This is a genomic window from Pseudomonas sp. GW822-FHT04C11, from assembly GCF_058800905.1.
This window is the reverse complement of the sequence record NZ_JBXAMS010000004.1, coordinates 393,712-410,278: the sequence shown is the minus strand read 5'-3', so window position 1 is coordinate 410,278 and position 16,567 is coordinate 393,712. Positions and strand designations below refer to the sequence as shown.

14 protein-coding genes are annotated in these 16,567 nt (G+C 59.7%); 9 read left to right on the top strand and 5 right to left on the bottom strand.

Going from position 1 to position 16,567, the window contains the following annotated elements; translation table 11 throughout:
* Positions 1-29: 29 nt before the first annotated feature.
* The 6 genes from AC1RJ3_RS09645 (at position 30) to AC1RJ3_RS09620 (ending at position 10,609) form a co-directional block, all read left to right on the top strand.
* Positions 30-2,045, top strand: a complete 2,016-nt coding sequence (locus AC1RJ3_RS09645) for a DUF1302 domain-containing protein (RefSeq protein WP_493078617.1) — start codon at positions 30-32, stop codon at positions 2,043-2,045.
* A 40-nt stretch (positions 2,046-2,085) separates the two neighbouring features.
* Entirely contained in the window at positions 2,086-3,444 is a 1,359-nt protein-coding gene (locus AC1RJ3_RS09640) for a DUF1329 domain-containing protein (protein ID WP_054596682.1), read from the top strand.
* 71 nt (positions 3,445-3,515) lie between these two features.
* A complete protein-coding gene (locus AC1RJ3_RS09635) occupies positions 3,516-4,589 on the top strand; it encodes a WD40/YVTN/BNR-like repeat-containing protein (protein WP_493078615.1) in 1,074 nt (357 codons plus the stop codon).
* A gap of 31 nt (positions 4,590-4,620) precedes the next feature.
* A complete protein-coding gene (locus tag AC1RJ3_RS09630; RefSeq protein ID WP_493078613.1) occupies positions 4,621-7,155 on the top strand; it encodes an efflux RND transporter permease subunit in 2,535 nt (844 codons plus the stop codon).
* Positions 7,156-7,162: 7 nt separating this feature from the next.
* Complete coding sequence (locus AC1RJ3_RS09625) at positions 7,163-8,941, top strand: acyl-CoA dehydrogenase C-terminal domain-containing protein (protein ID WP_493078611.1); 1,779 nt, start codon at positions 7,163-7,165, stop codon at positions 8,939-8,941.
* A 24-nt stretch (positions 8,942-8,965) separates the two neighbouring features.
* Positions 8,966-10,609 carry a fatty acid--CoA ligase gene (locus tag AC1RJ3_RS09620; protein WP_493078609.1) on the top strand — a complete coding sequence of 548 codons (1,644 nt, stop codon included), beginning with the start codon at positions 8,966-8,968 and terminating at the stop codon, positions 10,607-10,609.
* 135 nt (positions 10,610-10,744) lie between these two features.
* On the opposite strand, the gene AC1RJ3_RS09615 is transcribed toward AC1RJ3_RS09620, so the two are convergent.
* Together AC1RJ3_RS09615 and AC1RJ3_RS09610 are read right to left on the bottom strand one after the other, a co-directional pair.
* Positions 10,745-11,026, bottom strand: coding sequence for a DUF3761 domain-containing protein (locus AC1RJ3_RS09615; protein ID WP_493078607.1), 282 nt, complete (start codon positions 11,024-11,026; stop codon positions 10,745-10,747).
* Between the two features lie 251 nt (positions 11,027-11,277).
* Positions 11,278-11,763: an Lrp/AsnC family transcriptional regulator gene (locus AC1RJ3_RS09610; RefSeq protein WP_019691061.1), complete on the bottom strand. Its 486-nt coding sequence runs from the start codon at positions 11,761-11,763 to the stop codon at positions 11,278-11,280.
* A gap of 359 nt (positions 11,764-12,122) precedes the next feature.
* On the opposite strand from AC1RJ3_RS09610, the gene AC1RJ3_RS09605 reads away from it, so the two are divergent.
* Positions 12,123-12,557 carry a DUF2000 domain-containing protein gene (locus tag AC1RJ3_RS09605; protein ID WP_493078656.1) on the top strand — a complete coding sequence of 145 codons (435 nt, stop codon included), beginning with the start codon at positions 12,123-12,125 and terminating at the stop codon, positions 12,555-12,557.
* A 283-nt stretch (positions 12,558-12,840) separates the two neighbouring features.
* Complete coding sequence (locus tag AC1RJ3_RS09600; RefSeq protein ID WP_054596689.1) at positions 12,841-13,461, top strand: LysE family translocator; 621 nt, start codon at positions 12,841-12,843, stop codon at positions 13,459-13,461.
* An 86-nt stretch (positions 13,462-13,547) separates the two neighbouring features.
* Here AC1RJ3_RS09600 and AC1RJ3_RS09595 read toward each other — a convergent pair whose 3' ends face one another.
* The 3 genes from AC1RJ3_RS09595 to AC1RJ3_RS09585 all read right to left on the bottom strand — a co-directional run bounded on the left by AC1RJ3_RS09595 (position 13,548) and on the right by AC1RJ3_RS09585 (position 16,019).
* A complete protein-coding gene (locus AC1RJ3_RS09595) occupies positions 13,548-14,033 on the bottom strand; it encodes an adenosine-specific kinase (protein WP_493078605.1) in 486 nt (161 codons plus the stop codon).
* A 100-nt stretch (positions 14,034-14,133) separates the two neighbouring features.
* The gene (locus tag AC1RJ3_RS09590; protein ID WP_493078603.1) at positions 14,134-14,763 is read right to left on the bottom strand and encodes a Vgb family protein; all 630 of its coding nucleotides are present in this window, start codon (positions 14,761-14,763) and stop codon (positions 14,134-14,136) included.
* 35 nt (positions 14,764-14,798) lie between these two features.
* Positions 14,799-16,019, bottom strand: coding sequence for a helix-turn-helix domain-containing protein (locus AC1RJ3_RS09585; protein WP_493078601.1), 1,221 nt, complete (start codon positions 16,017-16,019; stop codon positions 14,799-14,801).
* Between the two features lie 338 nt (positions 16,020-16,357).
* Here AC1RJ3_RS09585 and AC1RJ3_RS09580 point away from each other — a divergent pair, with 338 nt between their 5' ends.
* On the top strand, positions 16,358-16,516 hold the full coding sequence (locus tag AC1RJ3_RS09580) for a hypothetical protein (RefSeq protein ID WP_177474855.1): 159 nt from the start codon (positions 16,358-16,360) through the stop codon (positions 16,514-16,516).
* Positions 16,517-16,567: the final 51 nt, after the last annotated feature.

Genomic DNA, 16,567 nt, shown 5'->3' with positions numbered 1-16,567 from the left:
AACAACTACAAAAAAGCGGAGACAACGCAATGCACAACAATAAGAAGCGTCACGGGTTCACACCCTCGCGTTACAGCGTGTTGGCCTCGACCATTCTGGCCGCCGCCATGCCGGCCGCGCATGCGGTTGAACTCGATACGGGTAACCCGGACTGGACCGCGCGTTTTGATAACACCGTCAAATACAACTACGGCGTGCGCACCGAAAACGCCGACAAGCGGATGTTGGGGACGCCGAACAACAACGATGGCGACTACAACTTCCGCAAGGCCGGAACCAACATCACCAACCGCATTGACCTGTTGACCGAGATGGACGTGGTCTACAAGAACAGCATGGGCTTTCGTGTCAGTGCCGCCAGTTGGTACGACAAGGCATACGAGAACACCGGTTCGAACGCCAATCCGTTCGTCAACGGCAACGATGCCAAGTCGGGTCTGGTCGCCAACGATCCACGTCTTGCCGCGGTCACCGGTGACAATGTCGGCAATGGCAGTCCGCACCTGAGCAACTACGCGCAGCGTTACTACACCGGTCCTTCCGGCGAAATCCTCGATGCCTTCGTGTTCTACAGCACCGAAGTGGGCGAGGAGTCGCTGCTGAGCGTCAAGGCCGGTCAGCACAACGTGTTCTGGGGCGAAACTATCCTCAACCCGGTGCATTCGATCAGCTATGGCCAGTCCGGCCTGGACCTGGCCAAGCTGGCGGCCTCGCCCGGTACCGAAGCCAAGGAACTGTTCGTTCCGCGTAATCAGCTGTCGATGTCGTTCACCGTCAATCCCGAGTTAACGGTGGGTGCCCAATACTTCCTGGATTGGAATGCCGCCCGCCTGCCGGAGGCCGGTACCTACTACGGCGGTTCCGACCTGGTGGGTTTCGGTGCTCAGTCGTTCCTGCTGGGCAACACCAATGCCGTGGTACCCGGCAGCCCTCTGGGTTGTGGCCTGGCGCCGTGCAACGGGCTGACCAACGTGCGTCGTGGCCACGACCTGACGCCGGATAAAAGCGGAGACTGGGGCGTGATGGCCAAGTGGTCGCCCGCCTGGCTGGACGGTACGCTCGGCTTCTATTACCGCAAGACCTCGGACATTTTGCCTCAAGCCTGGTTGAACGCCACGGGGATCAGCTCGGCCAATCCCAACGGGACTCCGCCAGCGGGCATGGTGCCGGCGGTCGTCAATACGCTGAACTCGCTGAGCACCAGCACCTATCAATTGGCCTATGCCGACAACATCCACATCTTCGGTCTGAGCCTGTCGAAAGAGATAGGCGGCGTCAGCGTCGGCTCCGACCTGAACATCCGTCACAACATGCCGCTGGCCAGTATCCCGGCGATTCTCAGTACTACCGGACCGCTGGGGTTGGGCGCCGGTCTGGGTCTGTTGCCGGCTCGCACGGCGCAGACCGGTATCGTCTATGACGTACCGGACAAGGGCGACAGCATGAGTGCCACCGGTGACACGCTGCACTGGACACTCAACGGCCTGATGACCCTGCCCAAGACGCCGCTGTTCGATTCGGCAACCCTGCTCACCGAGCTGTATTACAGCAACCTGCTCAAACTCGATAGCAAGAATCAGGCGCTCTACAAGGGCAACAGCAGTTACCGCGGCGTCGATGCGCCGACCCGGGATAACTGGGGCATTGCAGCCAACTTCACGCCGACCTGGTACCAGGTCTTCCCGGGGGTCGACTTGAACATGCCGATGTCCATCAACGTGGGGCTTGCCGGCGTTTCACCGGTGTCCGGTGGCGGTGCCAAAGACACCGGCAACTATGCGGTCGGCGTCGGTGCCGTTGTGTACAACAAATACTTTGTCGACCTGAAGTACGTGGATTCCTTCGGCAAGACCGACAAGTGTGACGTCAGCGGCGTAAGTACCGGCGCGGCCAATGCCGGCAGCGGTGACGGCTCCACACCGAACGCCTTCAGCGGCAACGAAAACTACGCGTGTTATGGCGGTGGCTACTCAGCCTTTTCCGGCGGTGGCGCAACCACCGCAGACCGTGGCGCGGTTTACCTGACGATGAAAACCACCTTTTGATTCACGAATGGCTTAGTCACCTGAGCAGGAGAATAACAACATGAAATTCGTGCGTACTTTGCTGGGCGTTTCTCTGGCCATGGCGGTTGCCGCTCAGGCACAGGCCGCTGTATCGACTCAGGAAGCCGCCAGGCTGGGCAGCAGCCTGACCCTGGTCGGGGCTGAAAAAGCCGGGAATGCCGAGGGTTCCATTCCTGCCTATTCCGGTGGCTTGACCACGCCGCCGGCCAGTTTCAAAACCGGTGACAGCATGCGCCCGGACCCCTTTGCCGACGAAAAACCACTGCTGGTAATCGACGGCAAAAACGTCGATCAGTACAAGGGCCAACTCACGGCGACCACCGTGGAACTGGCCAAGCGTTTCCCCACTTTCCACGTCAATGTCTATCCAACCCACCGCACCGTCGCACTGCCCAAGGCTGTGCTCGACAATGGCGTGAAAAATGCCACCGGCGCCAAGTCCCTCGAAGGCGGCTTGGCGATCGACAACGTGCTGCCGGGTGTGCCGTTTCCGATCCCGCAGTCGGGCAACGAGGCGATGTGGAACTTCCTGTTGCGTTATCAGGGCGTCAGCATCAACTCCAAGTACGACTCGTGGAACGTCGACTCCGCGGGTGTGCCGAGCCTGGCAACCACCGGGCAGGCGTTTATTTCCTATCCGATCTACGAAAACCTGGCGCAGCCGATCAGCAGCGCCGACGTGTACTACCAGATGAAGCTGTCCTACACCGGGCCTGCGCGCCGGGCCGGCGAAGCGGTGATGCTCAAGGACGCCGCCAACCCGTTGCAGCAGCCGCGCCGTGGCTGGCAGTACTTGCCTGGCCAGCGTCGGGTAAAACTGGCGCCGAACCTGGCTTACGACACACCAAATCCCGGCACTGCCGGTGCGGGCACCTACGACGATGTCTTTGTGTTCAACGGTGCACTCGACCGCTACGACTGGAAGCTGGTGGGCAAGCAGGAAATGGTCGTGCCCTACAACACCTACAAGCTGACCTACGCCCAGGACCCCAAGTTATTGACCACCGCCAATCACCTGGCACCCGACTACGTGCGTTGGGAAAAACACCGGGTCTGGGTGGTGGAGGGCAACCTCAAGGCGGGTGCGCGGCACATCTATCAGAAGCGTCGTTTCTACCTGGATGAAGACAGCTGGACCGCTCTGGCCTCCGATCAGTACGACGCCCGTGGTCAGTTGTACCGAGGCTCCTTCGCGTTCCTCAGCCAAAGCTATGACAAGCAGATCCCGGACTCCACGCCCTTCATGATCTACGACCTGGTCGGTGGCTCCTACAACATCAACGGTGTGGTGGGGCCTTACGGCGGCATCAAGTACATCGATCCGCTCTCCAAGGCGCAGTGGTCGCCGGAGTCCCTGGCGGGTTCCGGCATTCGCTAAGCGAACACCTGGTTTGAACGTCGGGCTGCACGGTTGTGTGTCCCGGCGCGGCTATCCGAAGAGGACGCGGTATGTGTTCGTACAAAAAGTACCTGCAGTGGGCGCTGGGCATCTTGTTTGCAATGTTGCAGGGCCTGACCCAGGCGGCCGGTTATGTCGATGTGCTGGATCTGCCGGCCAGGGCCAGCGCCCTGGCGGTCAGCAGCCCGTTGTCAGGCCTGGCGCGCGCAGGCGACCGACTGGTCGCGGTCGGGCAACGTGGCCACATTCTCTATTCCGACGACTCCGGCAAACACTGGCAGCAAGCCGCCGTGCCGGTGAGTGCCGATCTCACGGCGGTGAATTTCCCTTCTGCCCTGCAGGGCTGGGCGGTCGGCAACGACGGCGTGGTGTTGCACAGCAGCGACGCCGGGGCGACCTGGCGCAAGCAACTGGACGGCCGCCAGATCGGTGCCTTGCTGGTCCAGCATTATGGGGCGTTGGCCAGTGCAGAACCCGGCAACGAACAATGGCCACTGCTGGCTGCCGAAGGCCAGCGACTGGTCGAGCAGGGCGCTGATAAACCTTTGCTCGACGTCTGGTTCGCCAATGACCACCTCGGCTATGTGGTCGGTGTGTTCAACCTGATCCTGCGCACCGAGGACGGTGGCCGGAACTGGACAGCGTTTCAGGACCGTACCGACAACCCGCAGGGCTTTCACCTCAACGCCATCGCCTCTACCGGCGATGGGGTGTACATCGCCGGTGAGCAGGGCCTGTTGCTCAAATGGGATGAGGCTCAGCAGCGTTTCGTCGCCGTGCAGACGCCCTATCAGGGCAGCTTTTTCGGCGTGCTCGGCAAGCGCGGCGAAGTGATCGCTTACGGCTTGCGCGGCAATGTACTGCGCAGTGCGGACGGCGGCCTCAGCTGGACTGCGCTCGACAGTGGCCTGCACGTCAGCATCACCGCCGGCTTCGTCGACACCAACGGTCATTACCGCTTGTTCACCCAGGGCGGGCAGAGGCTGGTCAGTCAGGGGACTGGCGCAGACATGCGCCTGGTGCGGCAACCCGAACCGTCACCGGTGGCCGGCGCTGCTCAGGCCGCCGATGGCGCGTTGGTGGTGGTTGGCAGTCGTGGTGCACAGGCACTGCCCAAAGAATAAGACCTCGAACCCTTAGAGCGAGAACCCAGTCATGGGCAATATCAAACAAGACACCATGCCGGTGATCCGCGACGTGCGTGACTTCGACCACCACTCCGGTAATCGGCTGGAGCGGATGGTGTTCAACTATCGCCCGCTGTTCATGCTGCTGATGGCGCTGGCCACTGTGGTGCTGGGCTACATGGCCGCAACGCGCCTGGAACTGCGCCCCAGCTTCGAGAAAATGATTCCGCAGAGCCAGCCGTATATCCAGAATTTCCTGGAGAACCGTCAGTCACTGCGCGGTTTGGGTAACTCGGTGCGCGTGGTGGTCGAGAACACCCAGGGCGATATCTTCGATCCCGCTTACCTGGACGTGCTCAAACAGGTCAACGATCAACTGTTCCTCACCGAAGGCGTCGATCGCGCCTGGATGAAGTCGTTGTGGAGCCCGGCGGTGCGCTGGACCGAAGTCACCGAACAAGGCTTCCAGGGTGGCCCGGTGATGCCCGATACCTATGAGGGCAAGCCTGAGCAAATAGAACAGTTGCGCCAGAACATTTCCCGCGCCGGACTCGTCGGCAACCTGGTGGCCAGTGACTTCAAGTCGAGCATGCTGATCGTCCCGTTGCTGGACAAGGCCGCGGCCGGCGGTCAGAGCATCCACTACCACGGGTTCTCGCAGATGCTTGAAGAGCAGTTGCGCGACAGGATCGAGTTCGCCGGCGACAGTGCCGCGCGCAAAGCCGGGGAGGAGGGCAAGGGCCAGTACAAGGTCCGGGTGATCGGTTTCGCCAAACTGATGGGCGACCTGATCGACGGCCTGATTCAGGTGATGATGTTCTTCGGCCTGGCCGTGATCACCTCGCTGGTGATTATTTTTCTCTACACCCGCTGCGTTCGCAGCACTTTGCTGGTGGTCGGTTGCTCGCTGGTCGCAGTGATCTGGCAACTGGGCATCGTTGCCTGGCTGGGCTATGCCATCGACCCGTACTCGGTGCTGGTGCCTTTTTTAGTCTTCGCCATCGGTGTGTCCCACGCGGCGCAGAAGATGAACGGGATCATGCAGGACATCGCCCGGGGCACCCACAAACTGATCGCTGCGCGCTACACCTTTCGCCGTCTGTTCATCGCCGGCGTCACCGCGCTGCTGGCCGACGCCGTGGGTTTCGCCGTGCTGATGCTGATCGACATACCGGTGATCAAGGACCTGGCCATCACCGCCAGCATCGGTGTCGCGGTGCTGATCTTTACCTCGTTGTTGCTGATGCCCGTGGCGCTTTCCTATGTCGGCGTCGGCGCCAAGGCTGCCGAGCGCGCCTTGAACATCGACACCCGGGCGGACGGACACAAGGGCTTTGGCAAGCTGTGGGACTGGCTCGACCGTTTCACCACGGCCAAGTGGGCCACGGGCGCCGTACTGATCGCACTGCTGATGGGCATTGGCGGCTTCGTCATCAGCCAGCACCTGAAGATCGGCGACCTGGAAAGTGGCGCGCCGGAGTTGCGTGCCGATTCGCGTTATAACCGTGACAACGCCTACATCACCCGTCACTACGCGTTATCCAGCGATCTGTTTGCGGTGATGATCAAGACGCCTGCGGAAGGTTGCCTGAACTATAAGACACTGGTTCTCGCCGACCGTCTGGCCTGGGAACTGCAGCAGTATCCGGGGGTGCAGGCGACGTCCTCGCTGGTCAATGCCGTGCGCCAGATCACGGCCGGGACCTATGAGGGCAACCCCAAGCTCAACAGTATCCAGCGCAACCAGGACGTCTTGAACTATGCCGCGCAGCAAGCCTCGGTCAACTCTCCGGAGTTGTTCAATACCGACTGCTCGCTGATGCCGGTGATTGCCTTTCTCAAGGACCACAAGGCCGAGACCCTGGATGCCGTGGTCGGAATCGCCGAGACCTTTGCCCGGGAAAACAGCAGCGATGACCGCCAGTTCCTGCTGGCGGCGGGGACCGCCGGCATTGAAGCCGCGACCAACATCGTGGTGCGCGAGGCCAATCGCATCATGCTGCTTTACATCTATGCGGCGGTGACGCTGTTCTGCCTGATGACCTTCCGCAGCTGGCGCGCCACGTTGGTTGCGCTGTTGCCGCTGGTGCTGACCTCGATCCTCTGCGAGGCGTTGATGGTGGTCATGGGCATTGGCGTGAAGGTCGCGACCCTGCCGGTGATCGCACTGGGCGTGGGGATCGGTGTCGACTACGCGTTGTACCTGCTCAGTGTGCAGTTGCATTACCAGCGTCAGGGCCTGCCGCTGGCCCAGGCCTACCGCAACGCGGTGTCGTTTACCGGTCGGGTGGTGGGCCTGGTGGGCATCACCCTGGCGGCCGGCGTGGTGTGTTGGGTCTGGTCGCCGATCAAGTTCCAGGCGGACATGGGCATCCTGCTGACCTTCATGTTCCTGTGGAACATGCTCGGCGCGCTGATTCTGATTCCTGCCCTGTCGTATTTCCTGCTGCGGGGGGCGTCGCTTGATCGTCGTCCTGTTCCGGAGGCCCCTCAGGGGCATGCCGGTGCAACCGCGCCAACCCAACCTTCGGGCATGCATCACGCCCGGACTCTTGCGGAGTAAGCCAACGATGTCTGATTACAAAGCCCCCTTGCGCGACATGCATTTCGTCCTCAACGAGGTCTTCGAAGTGTCCAGGCTATGGGCCCGACTGCCCGGCCTGGCCGAGGTGATCGATGAAGAGACAGCCGCCGCGATCCTTGAAGAGGCCGGCAAGATCAGCGCCGAAGTGATCGCACCGCTGAACCGCAGCAGCGACGAACAGGGCTGCACCTGGAGCAACGGCACGGTGACTGCCCCGGACGGTTTTGTCGCGGCGTACCAGGCATTCGCCGAAGGCGGTTGGGTGGGTGTCGGCGGCGACCCGCAATTCGGTGGCATGGGCATGCCCAAGGCCATTTCGGCCCAGGTCGAGGAGATGGTCAATTGCGCCAGTCTGTCGTTTGGCCTGTACCCGATGCTGACCGCCGGGGCGTGCCTGTCGATCAATGCCCACGCCAGTCAGGAACTCAAGGAACGCTATCTGCCGAACCTGTACGCCGGCACCTGGACCGGTTCGATGTGCCTGACCGAGGCCCATGCGGGCACCGATCTTGGCTTGATTCGCACCCGGGCCGAACCTCAGGCCGACGGCAGTTTCAAGGTCAGCGGCAGCAAGATTTTCATTACCGGTGGCGAACACGACCTGAGCGAAAACATCATTCACCTGGTGCTGGCCAGACTGCCGGATGCGCCCGCCGGCCCTAAAGGTATTTCGCTGTTTCTGGTGCCCAAGGTACTGGTCAATGCCGATGGCTCACTGGGCGAGCACAACGCGCTGTCCTGCGGTTCAATCGAACACAAGATGGGCATCAAGGCATCCGCCACCTGCGTGATGAACTTTGACGGCGCGACCGGCTGGATCGTCGATGCGCCGAACAAAGGCCTGGCCGCGATGTTCACCATGATGAATTACGAACGTCTGGGCGTGGGTATCCAGGGGTTGGCGTTGGGTGAGCGTTCGTACCAGAACGCAGTCGAATACGCCCGCGAACGCATCCAGAGTCGTGCGCCGACCGGCCCGCAGGCCACCGACAAAACAGCCGATCCGATCATCGTGCACCCGGATGTACGGCGCATGCTGTTGACCATGAAGGCCTTGAACGAAGGCGGGCGGGCGTTTTCCAGCTACGTGGCCCTGCAACTGGATACCGCCAAGTACAGCGACGATGCGCCAACCCGCACTCGCGCCCAGGAGCTGGTGTCGTTGCTGACCCCGGTGGCCAAGGCGTTTCTCACCGACATGGGGCTGGAAACCACGGTGCTCGGCCAGCAGATCTTCGGTGGTCACGGCTATATCCGCGAGTGGGGACAGGAGCAACTGGTTCGTGATGTGCGGATCACTCAGATCTACGAAGGCACCAACGGCATCCAGTCACTGGACCTCGCCGGGCGCAAGATCGTTGGGAGCGGCGGGGCGCTTTACCGTTTGTTCGCCGCCGAGATTCGCCACTTCATCGCCAACGCCAGCACTGACCTCGGCGAGTTCTGCAAGCCGTTGAGCACCGCCGTGGACACCCTCGACGAGTTGACCGCGTGGTTGCTGGATCGGGCACAGAACAACCCGAACGAAATCGGTGCCGCCTCGGTCGAGTACCTGCAGGTGTTTGGCTACACCGCCTATGCCTACATGTGGGCACTGATGGCCAAGGCGGCCATGCGCAAACAGGCCGACGATGATTTCTACGCCAGCAAGCTGGGTACCGCACGTTTCTACTTTGCCCGTCTGCTGCCACGCATCCACTCGTTGAGCGCTGCGGTCAAGGCCGGCAGCGAATGCCTCTACGCGCTGGACGCCGTGCAGTTCTGATCGAAAGGACAAGGAACCCCAACCATGATGGCGACAAAAATAATTCCGCCCGCTGACGGCGCCTATGCCTATCCCTTGCTGATCAAGCAATTGTTGCTGTCCGGCGTGCGCTACGAACCGGGTCGGGAAATCGTATACGCCGACAAACTGCGCTACAGCTACCAGACCCTCAACCAACGGATCCGCAAGTTGGCCAACACCTTGACCGCTGCCGGCATCAAGGCCGGGGATACGGTGGCCTTGCTCGATTGGGATAGCCATCGCTATCTGGAATGTTTCTTTGCCGTGCCGATGATCGGCGCGGTGCTGCACACCGTGAATATTCGTCTTTCTGCGGATCAGGTGCTCTTCACCATGAACCACGCCGAGGATGATCTGGTGCTGGTGCATGATGATTTCCTGCCCTTGGTCGAGCAGATTCAAGGACAGCTCAGTACCGTCAAAGGCTACCTCCAGCTGACCGACGACACGGCAACCGACACGTCTCTACCCGTGCTGGGGGAGTATGAGCAGCTGTTGTCTCAAGCGGCAGACCAGTACCAATTCCCTGACTTCGATGAAAACTCGGTGGCGACCCTGTTCTACACCACGGGCACCACCGGTGACCCTAAAGGCGTGTATTTCACTCATCGTCAGTTGGTGCTGCACACCTTGAATGCCGTGGGCACGCTGGGTGTCTATCAAGGTCTGCCGCTGCTGCGTTCCGATGATGTCTACATGCCCATCACCCCGATGTTTCACGTGCATGCCTGGGGTGTGCCCTATGTTGCCACCCTGATGGGACTCAAGCAGGTGTACCCCGGTCGTTATGAGCCCAACCGCCTGGTCAGGCTGTACCGAGAAGAGAGCGTCACGTTTTCCCATTGTGTGCCGACCCTGTTGCAAATGATCCTGGGCTGCGAGGAAGCGGCACAAGCCCGTTTCGATGGCTGGAAAATGCTCCTGGGGGGCAGCGCCCTGACGCTGGGCATTGCCAGCGAAGCGAGCGCCAGAGGCATTCGCGTACACAGTGGCTACGGCATGTCGGAAACCTGCCCGCTACTCTGCACGACATACCTGCGCGATGAGGAGCTGCAACTGCCCACACAATCCCAGTTGGCCATTCGCATCAAAACCGGGACACCTGTGCCGATGGTTGATCTTAAAATCGTCGATGCCAACGGCAATGATATGCCTCATGACGGAGAGTCCGTGGGCGAGATCGTGGTCCGTGCACCCTGGCTGACTCAAGGTTATTGGAAGGCGCCCGAAAAGGGCGCCGAGTTGTGGCGCGACGGTTGGATGCACACCGGTGACATCGCTTCTATCGACGCCTTGGGCGGGGTGGAAATCAAGGATCGAATCAAGGACGTCATCAAGACGGGAGGGGAGTGGATCAGCTCTCTGGAGCTGGAGAGCCTGATCAGCGAACACTCGGCCGTCATGTCAGTCGCGGTCGTGGGCATTGCCGATGAGCAATGGGGTGAACGACCGATGGCGCTGGTGGTGTGCGCGCCTGGGCAATATCTCGACCGCAAGATCCTGGAGGTGCATCTGCAAGGGTTTGTCGAGCGTGGCCGCATCAACAAATGGGCGATCCCCAAGCAGTTCAAGTTCGTCACCGAAATTCCTAAAACCAGTGTCGGGAAGATTAATAAGAAACTGATCCGGGAAAGCGAATTGAGCTGAAAAAGGTGCGACGGATGCTACGTCAACCCTGACCACTCATCGCGAGGTCTTCTATGAATAGGGTCGTTTGGGATCGGTTCTTTTGTGCTGTCTCGATAGCGGCTCTGGAGACGGGAGATGACGTTCAGCAATGGTTTATAGCCAAGCCATCACACCGCCGTGGCGGGAGCAGGTGCCACGGCGGTGCTGGCTAAAACTGTAGGTGTTGTCGCGGCACTTGGCGGTTGCACCCTCGGGTGCACGATTTGATTTTGTATGGGCGGGGCTGTGTACGGTTTTTCCGTCGCTATTGATGTACGAGCCATGCTCGATCAGTTGCGACTCGTCAGGGTTTACGACTTGAGGATCAGTACCAGATCTTGCGAACGCGGGCTGAAAGATCAAACACGCAGTGAGTGCCAGGTAGACTGGTTTCATTGGGAGATCCATCCGTGGTGTGTAGGCAGAGTCTAGTCTAGTGTAGGATTTTGTCGTTTCTGGGAGTTGCTGTGCGCCTCGAAATTACAGGGCAAGCAAGACGTCTTTCCTGACGTGACAAAGCCCAGTCTGGTGCTGGGCTCTGTTGGTTTTTAGATTCATGCGCGTAACACAGGGCTGCCCTTTACCTTGGTGATAGGGTGAGTGCTGGTGCGCGAGTTTCTGGCTAACTGACGGCTTGAAAGGTCTCCTCAGGCTTCTTGGGAGCGCTTGACCGGGAACGACACGAACGGCTTGATCTCCTTGAGCACGAACATGCTCTGCATCTCCTTGATGCCGGGCAACTGTCGGATGACCGACATCGCGAAGTCGGCAAACGAGTCGAGATCGCGTGCCACTACCTGCAACAGGAAGTCAGCGTCACCACCGATGCTGTAGCACGCCACCACATCCTCCAGCTGCATCACTTCCTGCTCGAACTTCCGGGCCTCGGCTGCGCTGTGATGGTCGATACTGACCCGGATGAACACCATCACTCCCAGCCCGATCCTGCGTCGGTCGAGTACCGCCCTGTAGCCTTGAATATAGCGGTGTTCTTCCAGCTGCCGGACCCTGCGCCAGCAGGGCGAGGCAGACATGCCGATATGGTCGGCCAAGGTCTGGTTGGTGATCCTGCCGTCCTGTTGCAAGGCTGTAAGGATTTTGACATCTGTCAGATTTAGCGTCTGATCGGTCATAAATTCCGCGTCCCTGTGATAAAGAGGTAGATCCTACCAGAACGCATCGGCCGGGCAATTAAAATAGAAATTTTTTCCCCGGCTAAAGGGGATAAGATTTTTTCAACTTCTAACGTTGAAGTTGCCACGCTTTAGCCTCTATGCATAAACCGATGCCGGACGCGTCGTTGAATACATAAACCACAGTTGGTCGCTTCCTTTTTCGGAGGGCGCGATTGCAGGGTGATAAAGGATTCTTCATCTTGGCAGGTAGTGGCTATTGATAGTGGCAGTGACACTACGAAGTTAGTCGGGTTGCTCGATGGTTGGGCTGACTTCGGTGTGACAAAACTTGAAGAACTGAAGGCTTATTGACCGTCGTGGAGGATTCAATGAATTTTGATGCTGCCGTTCACAAATGCGTGATTGTCGTCGACAAAGCACTGGGGCTGGGACATGCGGCCAATGCCGTCAGCGTTATCGGTGTCAGCCTGGGGCGCTCGGTAGAAGGTCTGGTCGGACCTGACATGCAAAGCCGTGACAATGTTAATTACCCCGGCGTCATCTACGCACCGTTGCCGATTCTGCTGTCCACCAATGAGTATTTGCAGGAACTTCAAGAAAAAGCGCTGGCGGATGATGAATTTCACATCATGCCATTCAGCGCCCTGGCGCAATCCTGCAAGACGTATCAGGAGTATGAGGCGCGTATCTCCGAGGCCGACAGTTCAGCCATAGAGTTGGTTGCCATCGGCTTGATCGGGCCGAAGAAAAAAATCAGCAAGTTGACCGGTAATCTTTCGCTGTTCAAATGACAAGGCGGTTGTAGTGTACGTTTTGTTCAACCTGAGATTCTGGAGTTGGCACGTACAGTTCATCAATAACATGCAGTGTTTGAGAAGGGGGGTATCTGCAGCGGGGAGTTGAATGATATTCGGCTTGCGGCGTATTAAAAACATACTCCGTTATGTCAAGGCGTATTCGAATTTTTTACTTGGGTAGAAAGTCTGTTTTATCCGGCAGTGCCATAGATAACCTTGCTTGCCGGAAGCGGAAAGCGTCGAGCAAGACAATAATAAATGACCTGAGGAGCACGACATGCTCGATTTGACGCAAGTACTTACCTATTCGGCAGCGCTGGGTATCGCTGCCGCCATTCCCGGCCCTGGCATGGCGGCGCTGGTGGCGCGGAGCGTCAGCGGTGGCGCGTTGTCGGGATTTTGTCTGCTGTTTGGGCTGATCCTCGGCGATCTGACCTACCTGTCATTTGCCGTCTTTGGCCTGGCGATGATCGCCGAGCACTTCAATGCATTGTTCCAGCTGGTACGCTGGGCGGCGGCACTGTACCTGTGCTATCTGGCCTGGCAGTTCTGGTTCGCCAACCATCAGGCGATTGAAGTCGGCAAGCCGGTGAAGAAGAAGGAGCTGCTGTCAGCGGCGATATCCGGCCTGACCATTACCCTGGGCAACCCGAAAACCATTGCCTTCTACCTGGCGTTGTTGCCGCTGGTGATCAACCTTGAGACGGTCTCGTTACAGACCTGGGGGCTGATGCTGGTGCCACTGACCATTCTGGTTCTGCTGGGCGTCGGTGCGCTGTTCATTGTTGGCGCGGTGCGCATCCGGCACCTGCTGTCGAGCCTGCGAGCGCAACAGCGGCTGTTCCGCGGTGCGGCGGCGATCATGGTGGCGGCTGCCGCAGCGATGCTGATTCGTTGAGGCGCTGAGTGACCGTGGCTGCACCCTGCATGGAAGTGTTTCGCTTGCAGCGCGGTCACGGCGCCACACATTGTCGGCGCTTCAGCTCAGAGCTTGTAACCGATCTGTCGCAACAGGTTTTTGCGCCACAGGATGTCTTCGTCTCCTTCAACGTCCTTGGCGCAAAAACCATCCACTACACCGAGGATCGCTCGGCCTTGTTCGGTTTCAGCGAGAATGACTTCCGTTGGGTTGGCCGTCGCACAAAAGATATGGCACACCTCAGGCACCATTTTGAGGATGTTCAACACGTTGAGCGGATAGAAACCATCGCCGAGGAAAATGATGAAGCTATGGCCTGCGGCGATGGCTTTTGCGTTTTTTTGGGCCAGTTCGATCATGGCGCTGTCGGTGCCGGACCAGCGCACCAGGCATTTGCCGGAGGCTTCACAAAAGGCCAGGCCAAACGTGATGCCTGGCACGCTGCTGACTAATGCTTCATGAATGTCCTCGACGGACTTGATGAAGTGCGTCTGCCCAAAAATGAAGTTCGTCGCTTCCGGCTTATCGATTTTCAACGTGATGAGTTGCATCTCAAACGCCTCCTTCCGCGATGTATTATCAGGGCCCGACAACACAACCAAGCATAGTTACTGATTTGCAGTGGCGCCGTCTGCTGTCGATCGCAGCGTCTCATTCAGGTCGGCGAACCACTCTTACCTTGCCGCTGTTTCCGCCTCCGCAGAAGAACTGATTGGCGCCATCCGACTCGAGCCCTGATACACCGACTCCAGACGGCATTTTGAGGCTCTCCAGAACCTCACCCGTTTGAGGATCGACATGCCTCAATTCGCTTTCTTCACCTTCCCAGGTGCCGTGCCAGAGTTCTCCATCGACCCAGGTGACGCCAGTGACGAATCGGTTGGACTCGATGGTGCGCAGAATCGCCCCGGTCTGGGGATCGATCTGATGAATTTTCCGGTCCCGATACTCGCCCACCCAGAGCGTACCTTCGGCCCATGTGAGCCCAGAGTCGCTGCCACCAGGCGCGGGAATCGTGGCGAGCACACGACCGGTTTTCGGGTCGATCTTCTGGATGCGATCCTCGGCGATCTGAAACAGATGCTGACCGTCGAAGGCCGTGCCGGCATGCGCGGCGACATCGATCGAGCGCAGGGTATTCCCGCTCGCCGGATCGAGGGCGTTCAGTTTGTCTCCGCAAGCGAACCAGACCTGCTGACCGTCATAGGTGACCCCATGCACATGGTCGACACCCGGAAAGGGTCCATATTCGCGGATAATTTCGGCTGCTGAGTGTTTCATGTCTTCCACCCTTGTGGTTTGGTCGTGGAGTGATCCTAGTCACTTGGAAGTGGAGCAGGGAGTAACAATGACGTCGCGAAACCCGGCACCGACGGGGTCATCCAGCGACGCGCTCGCCCGCGACCAAACCACTGGACCTTGCCGGCCGCCGCCAGCGAGTCGAGTGCCCGCTGTACGGTGCGCTGGCTGGCGCCAAGCGCCAGCGCCAGCGCCGAACTCGACCACGACTCACCGTCGGCGAGAAAGGCGAGCACTGCCGCCTGCTTCTCTTCGACGGGGCGCGCCAGCACGACGACTCCCGCTGCGCTGCGTGGCAACAGTGCAAACCCGCGCTTTGTTGCGGTCACGCCTGCCACTGTCCGCAGCGCCGCGCGAAGTCGCCCGACCTCGACGCGCAATCGCGCGCGATGCGACTCATCGTCAAGCTTCAATCGGAAGGCTCGGGCGATAAGCGTTTCCCTCGGTACGTCGGCGGGCCACGCTTCGCCCAGCGCCCGGGCGAGCGCGAACAACACCGGACGCCTTGCGAGCGAGACTTGCGCGCGTGCGTCACGCACGAGATGACGGCAGGCGTCCACGACAAGCGCCTTTGACGTCAGTAGCGCTTCAACGTCCTCAAGCAGCAGGAGCCGTTCTTTACCACCGGTAATCAGGCGCGCCGCGGGTGTATCGAGGACGAGGCGTGCGCTGTCGACCTCGGCTGTCAGCGCAGGGATACCGGCGTGGCGTGCGGCATGCTCGGCCCGAGTGAGCGCTGTCCGTGCCGTCTTCGCCTGGAGGCGGCGCATCGCGATCCCCGCCACGACCAATTCGTGGACGGCCCTCGATGCAGGCGGTAAAGGCGTGGGGTCGAGTTCGGCGAGCCTGTGCTCGGCTTCGTCGAGGTGACCGATCAGCAGCAAGCGCCGGATCTCGAGATACCGGGCATGCGCGGCGTTCACCCGGTCACCGTGTTCTTCGAGTGTCGTCCGTGCTGCATCGAGTGCTTTCGCAGGCCAGCCAAGGTCGCGCGAAGCGAGCGCAATCTCGGCCTCGGCGACCACGCACCGCGCACGGGCCAAGGCCTCTTTCGGGCCGAAGGCACGTGCCGCACTGCGCAACAGAGCCTTCGCGCGAACCAGTTCGCCGAGCTGCGCCATGGCGATGCCGCGTAACGCGAGTGCCGGCGCATCGTCGCGCAAGGCCACCCGGTTCAGTGCGCCGAGTGGATCACCCGCAGCGAGCGCACGCGCCGCGGCCGTTATCAGCGAATCCATCAGAGTCGCGCCACAGCTGTCACTCCTGCCCTCCGATACCCGCTGCTTAGTCTATCTCACGACTACCAAACAGCCTGGAGGGTAACAAGCGCTGAGTCAGGTTCTGCCTTCGCAGAAAGACATTCAGAGCTTGCTGGCGCCTGCCAGAGGCAGGCTTGCGCTACAGCCATTTCGGAGAAGGTGATTACGCCGAACAAGAGCAGGTGATTCAGGGGCTGCTGGAAGAGGCGAAAATCGCCAAGGTTGCTGTACACAGTGCAATACAGACGGTTGGTCGGTAGCAAAGCAGTGGCTTTGTTCTATCCTGAAATTGAACGCAAACCTCAGGAGGAGGGCTTATGGCAACCGAAAAGAAACGTGAACAGTACGAAGATTTTGAAGAGGAAAAGCCAGAAGAAGCGACCCCGGAAGAGAATCCACCCGATCCGACGTGGAAGCATCCGGACGACGGTAAAAGCCTTTCGGATCTTGACCAGGAATGGCCGCTTAAACCCTGAGCCATCTGCCTTTTGCACAATGCCCGTGGCCAGTCCCGGGCATTGTGCTGT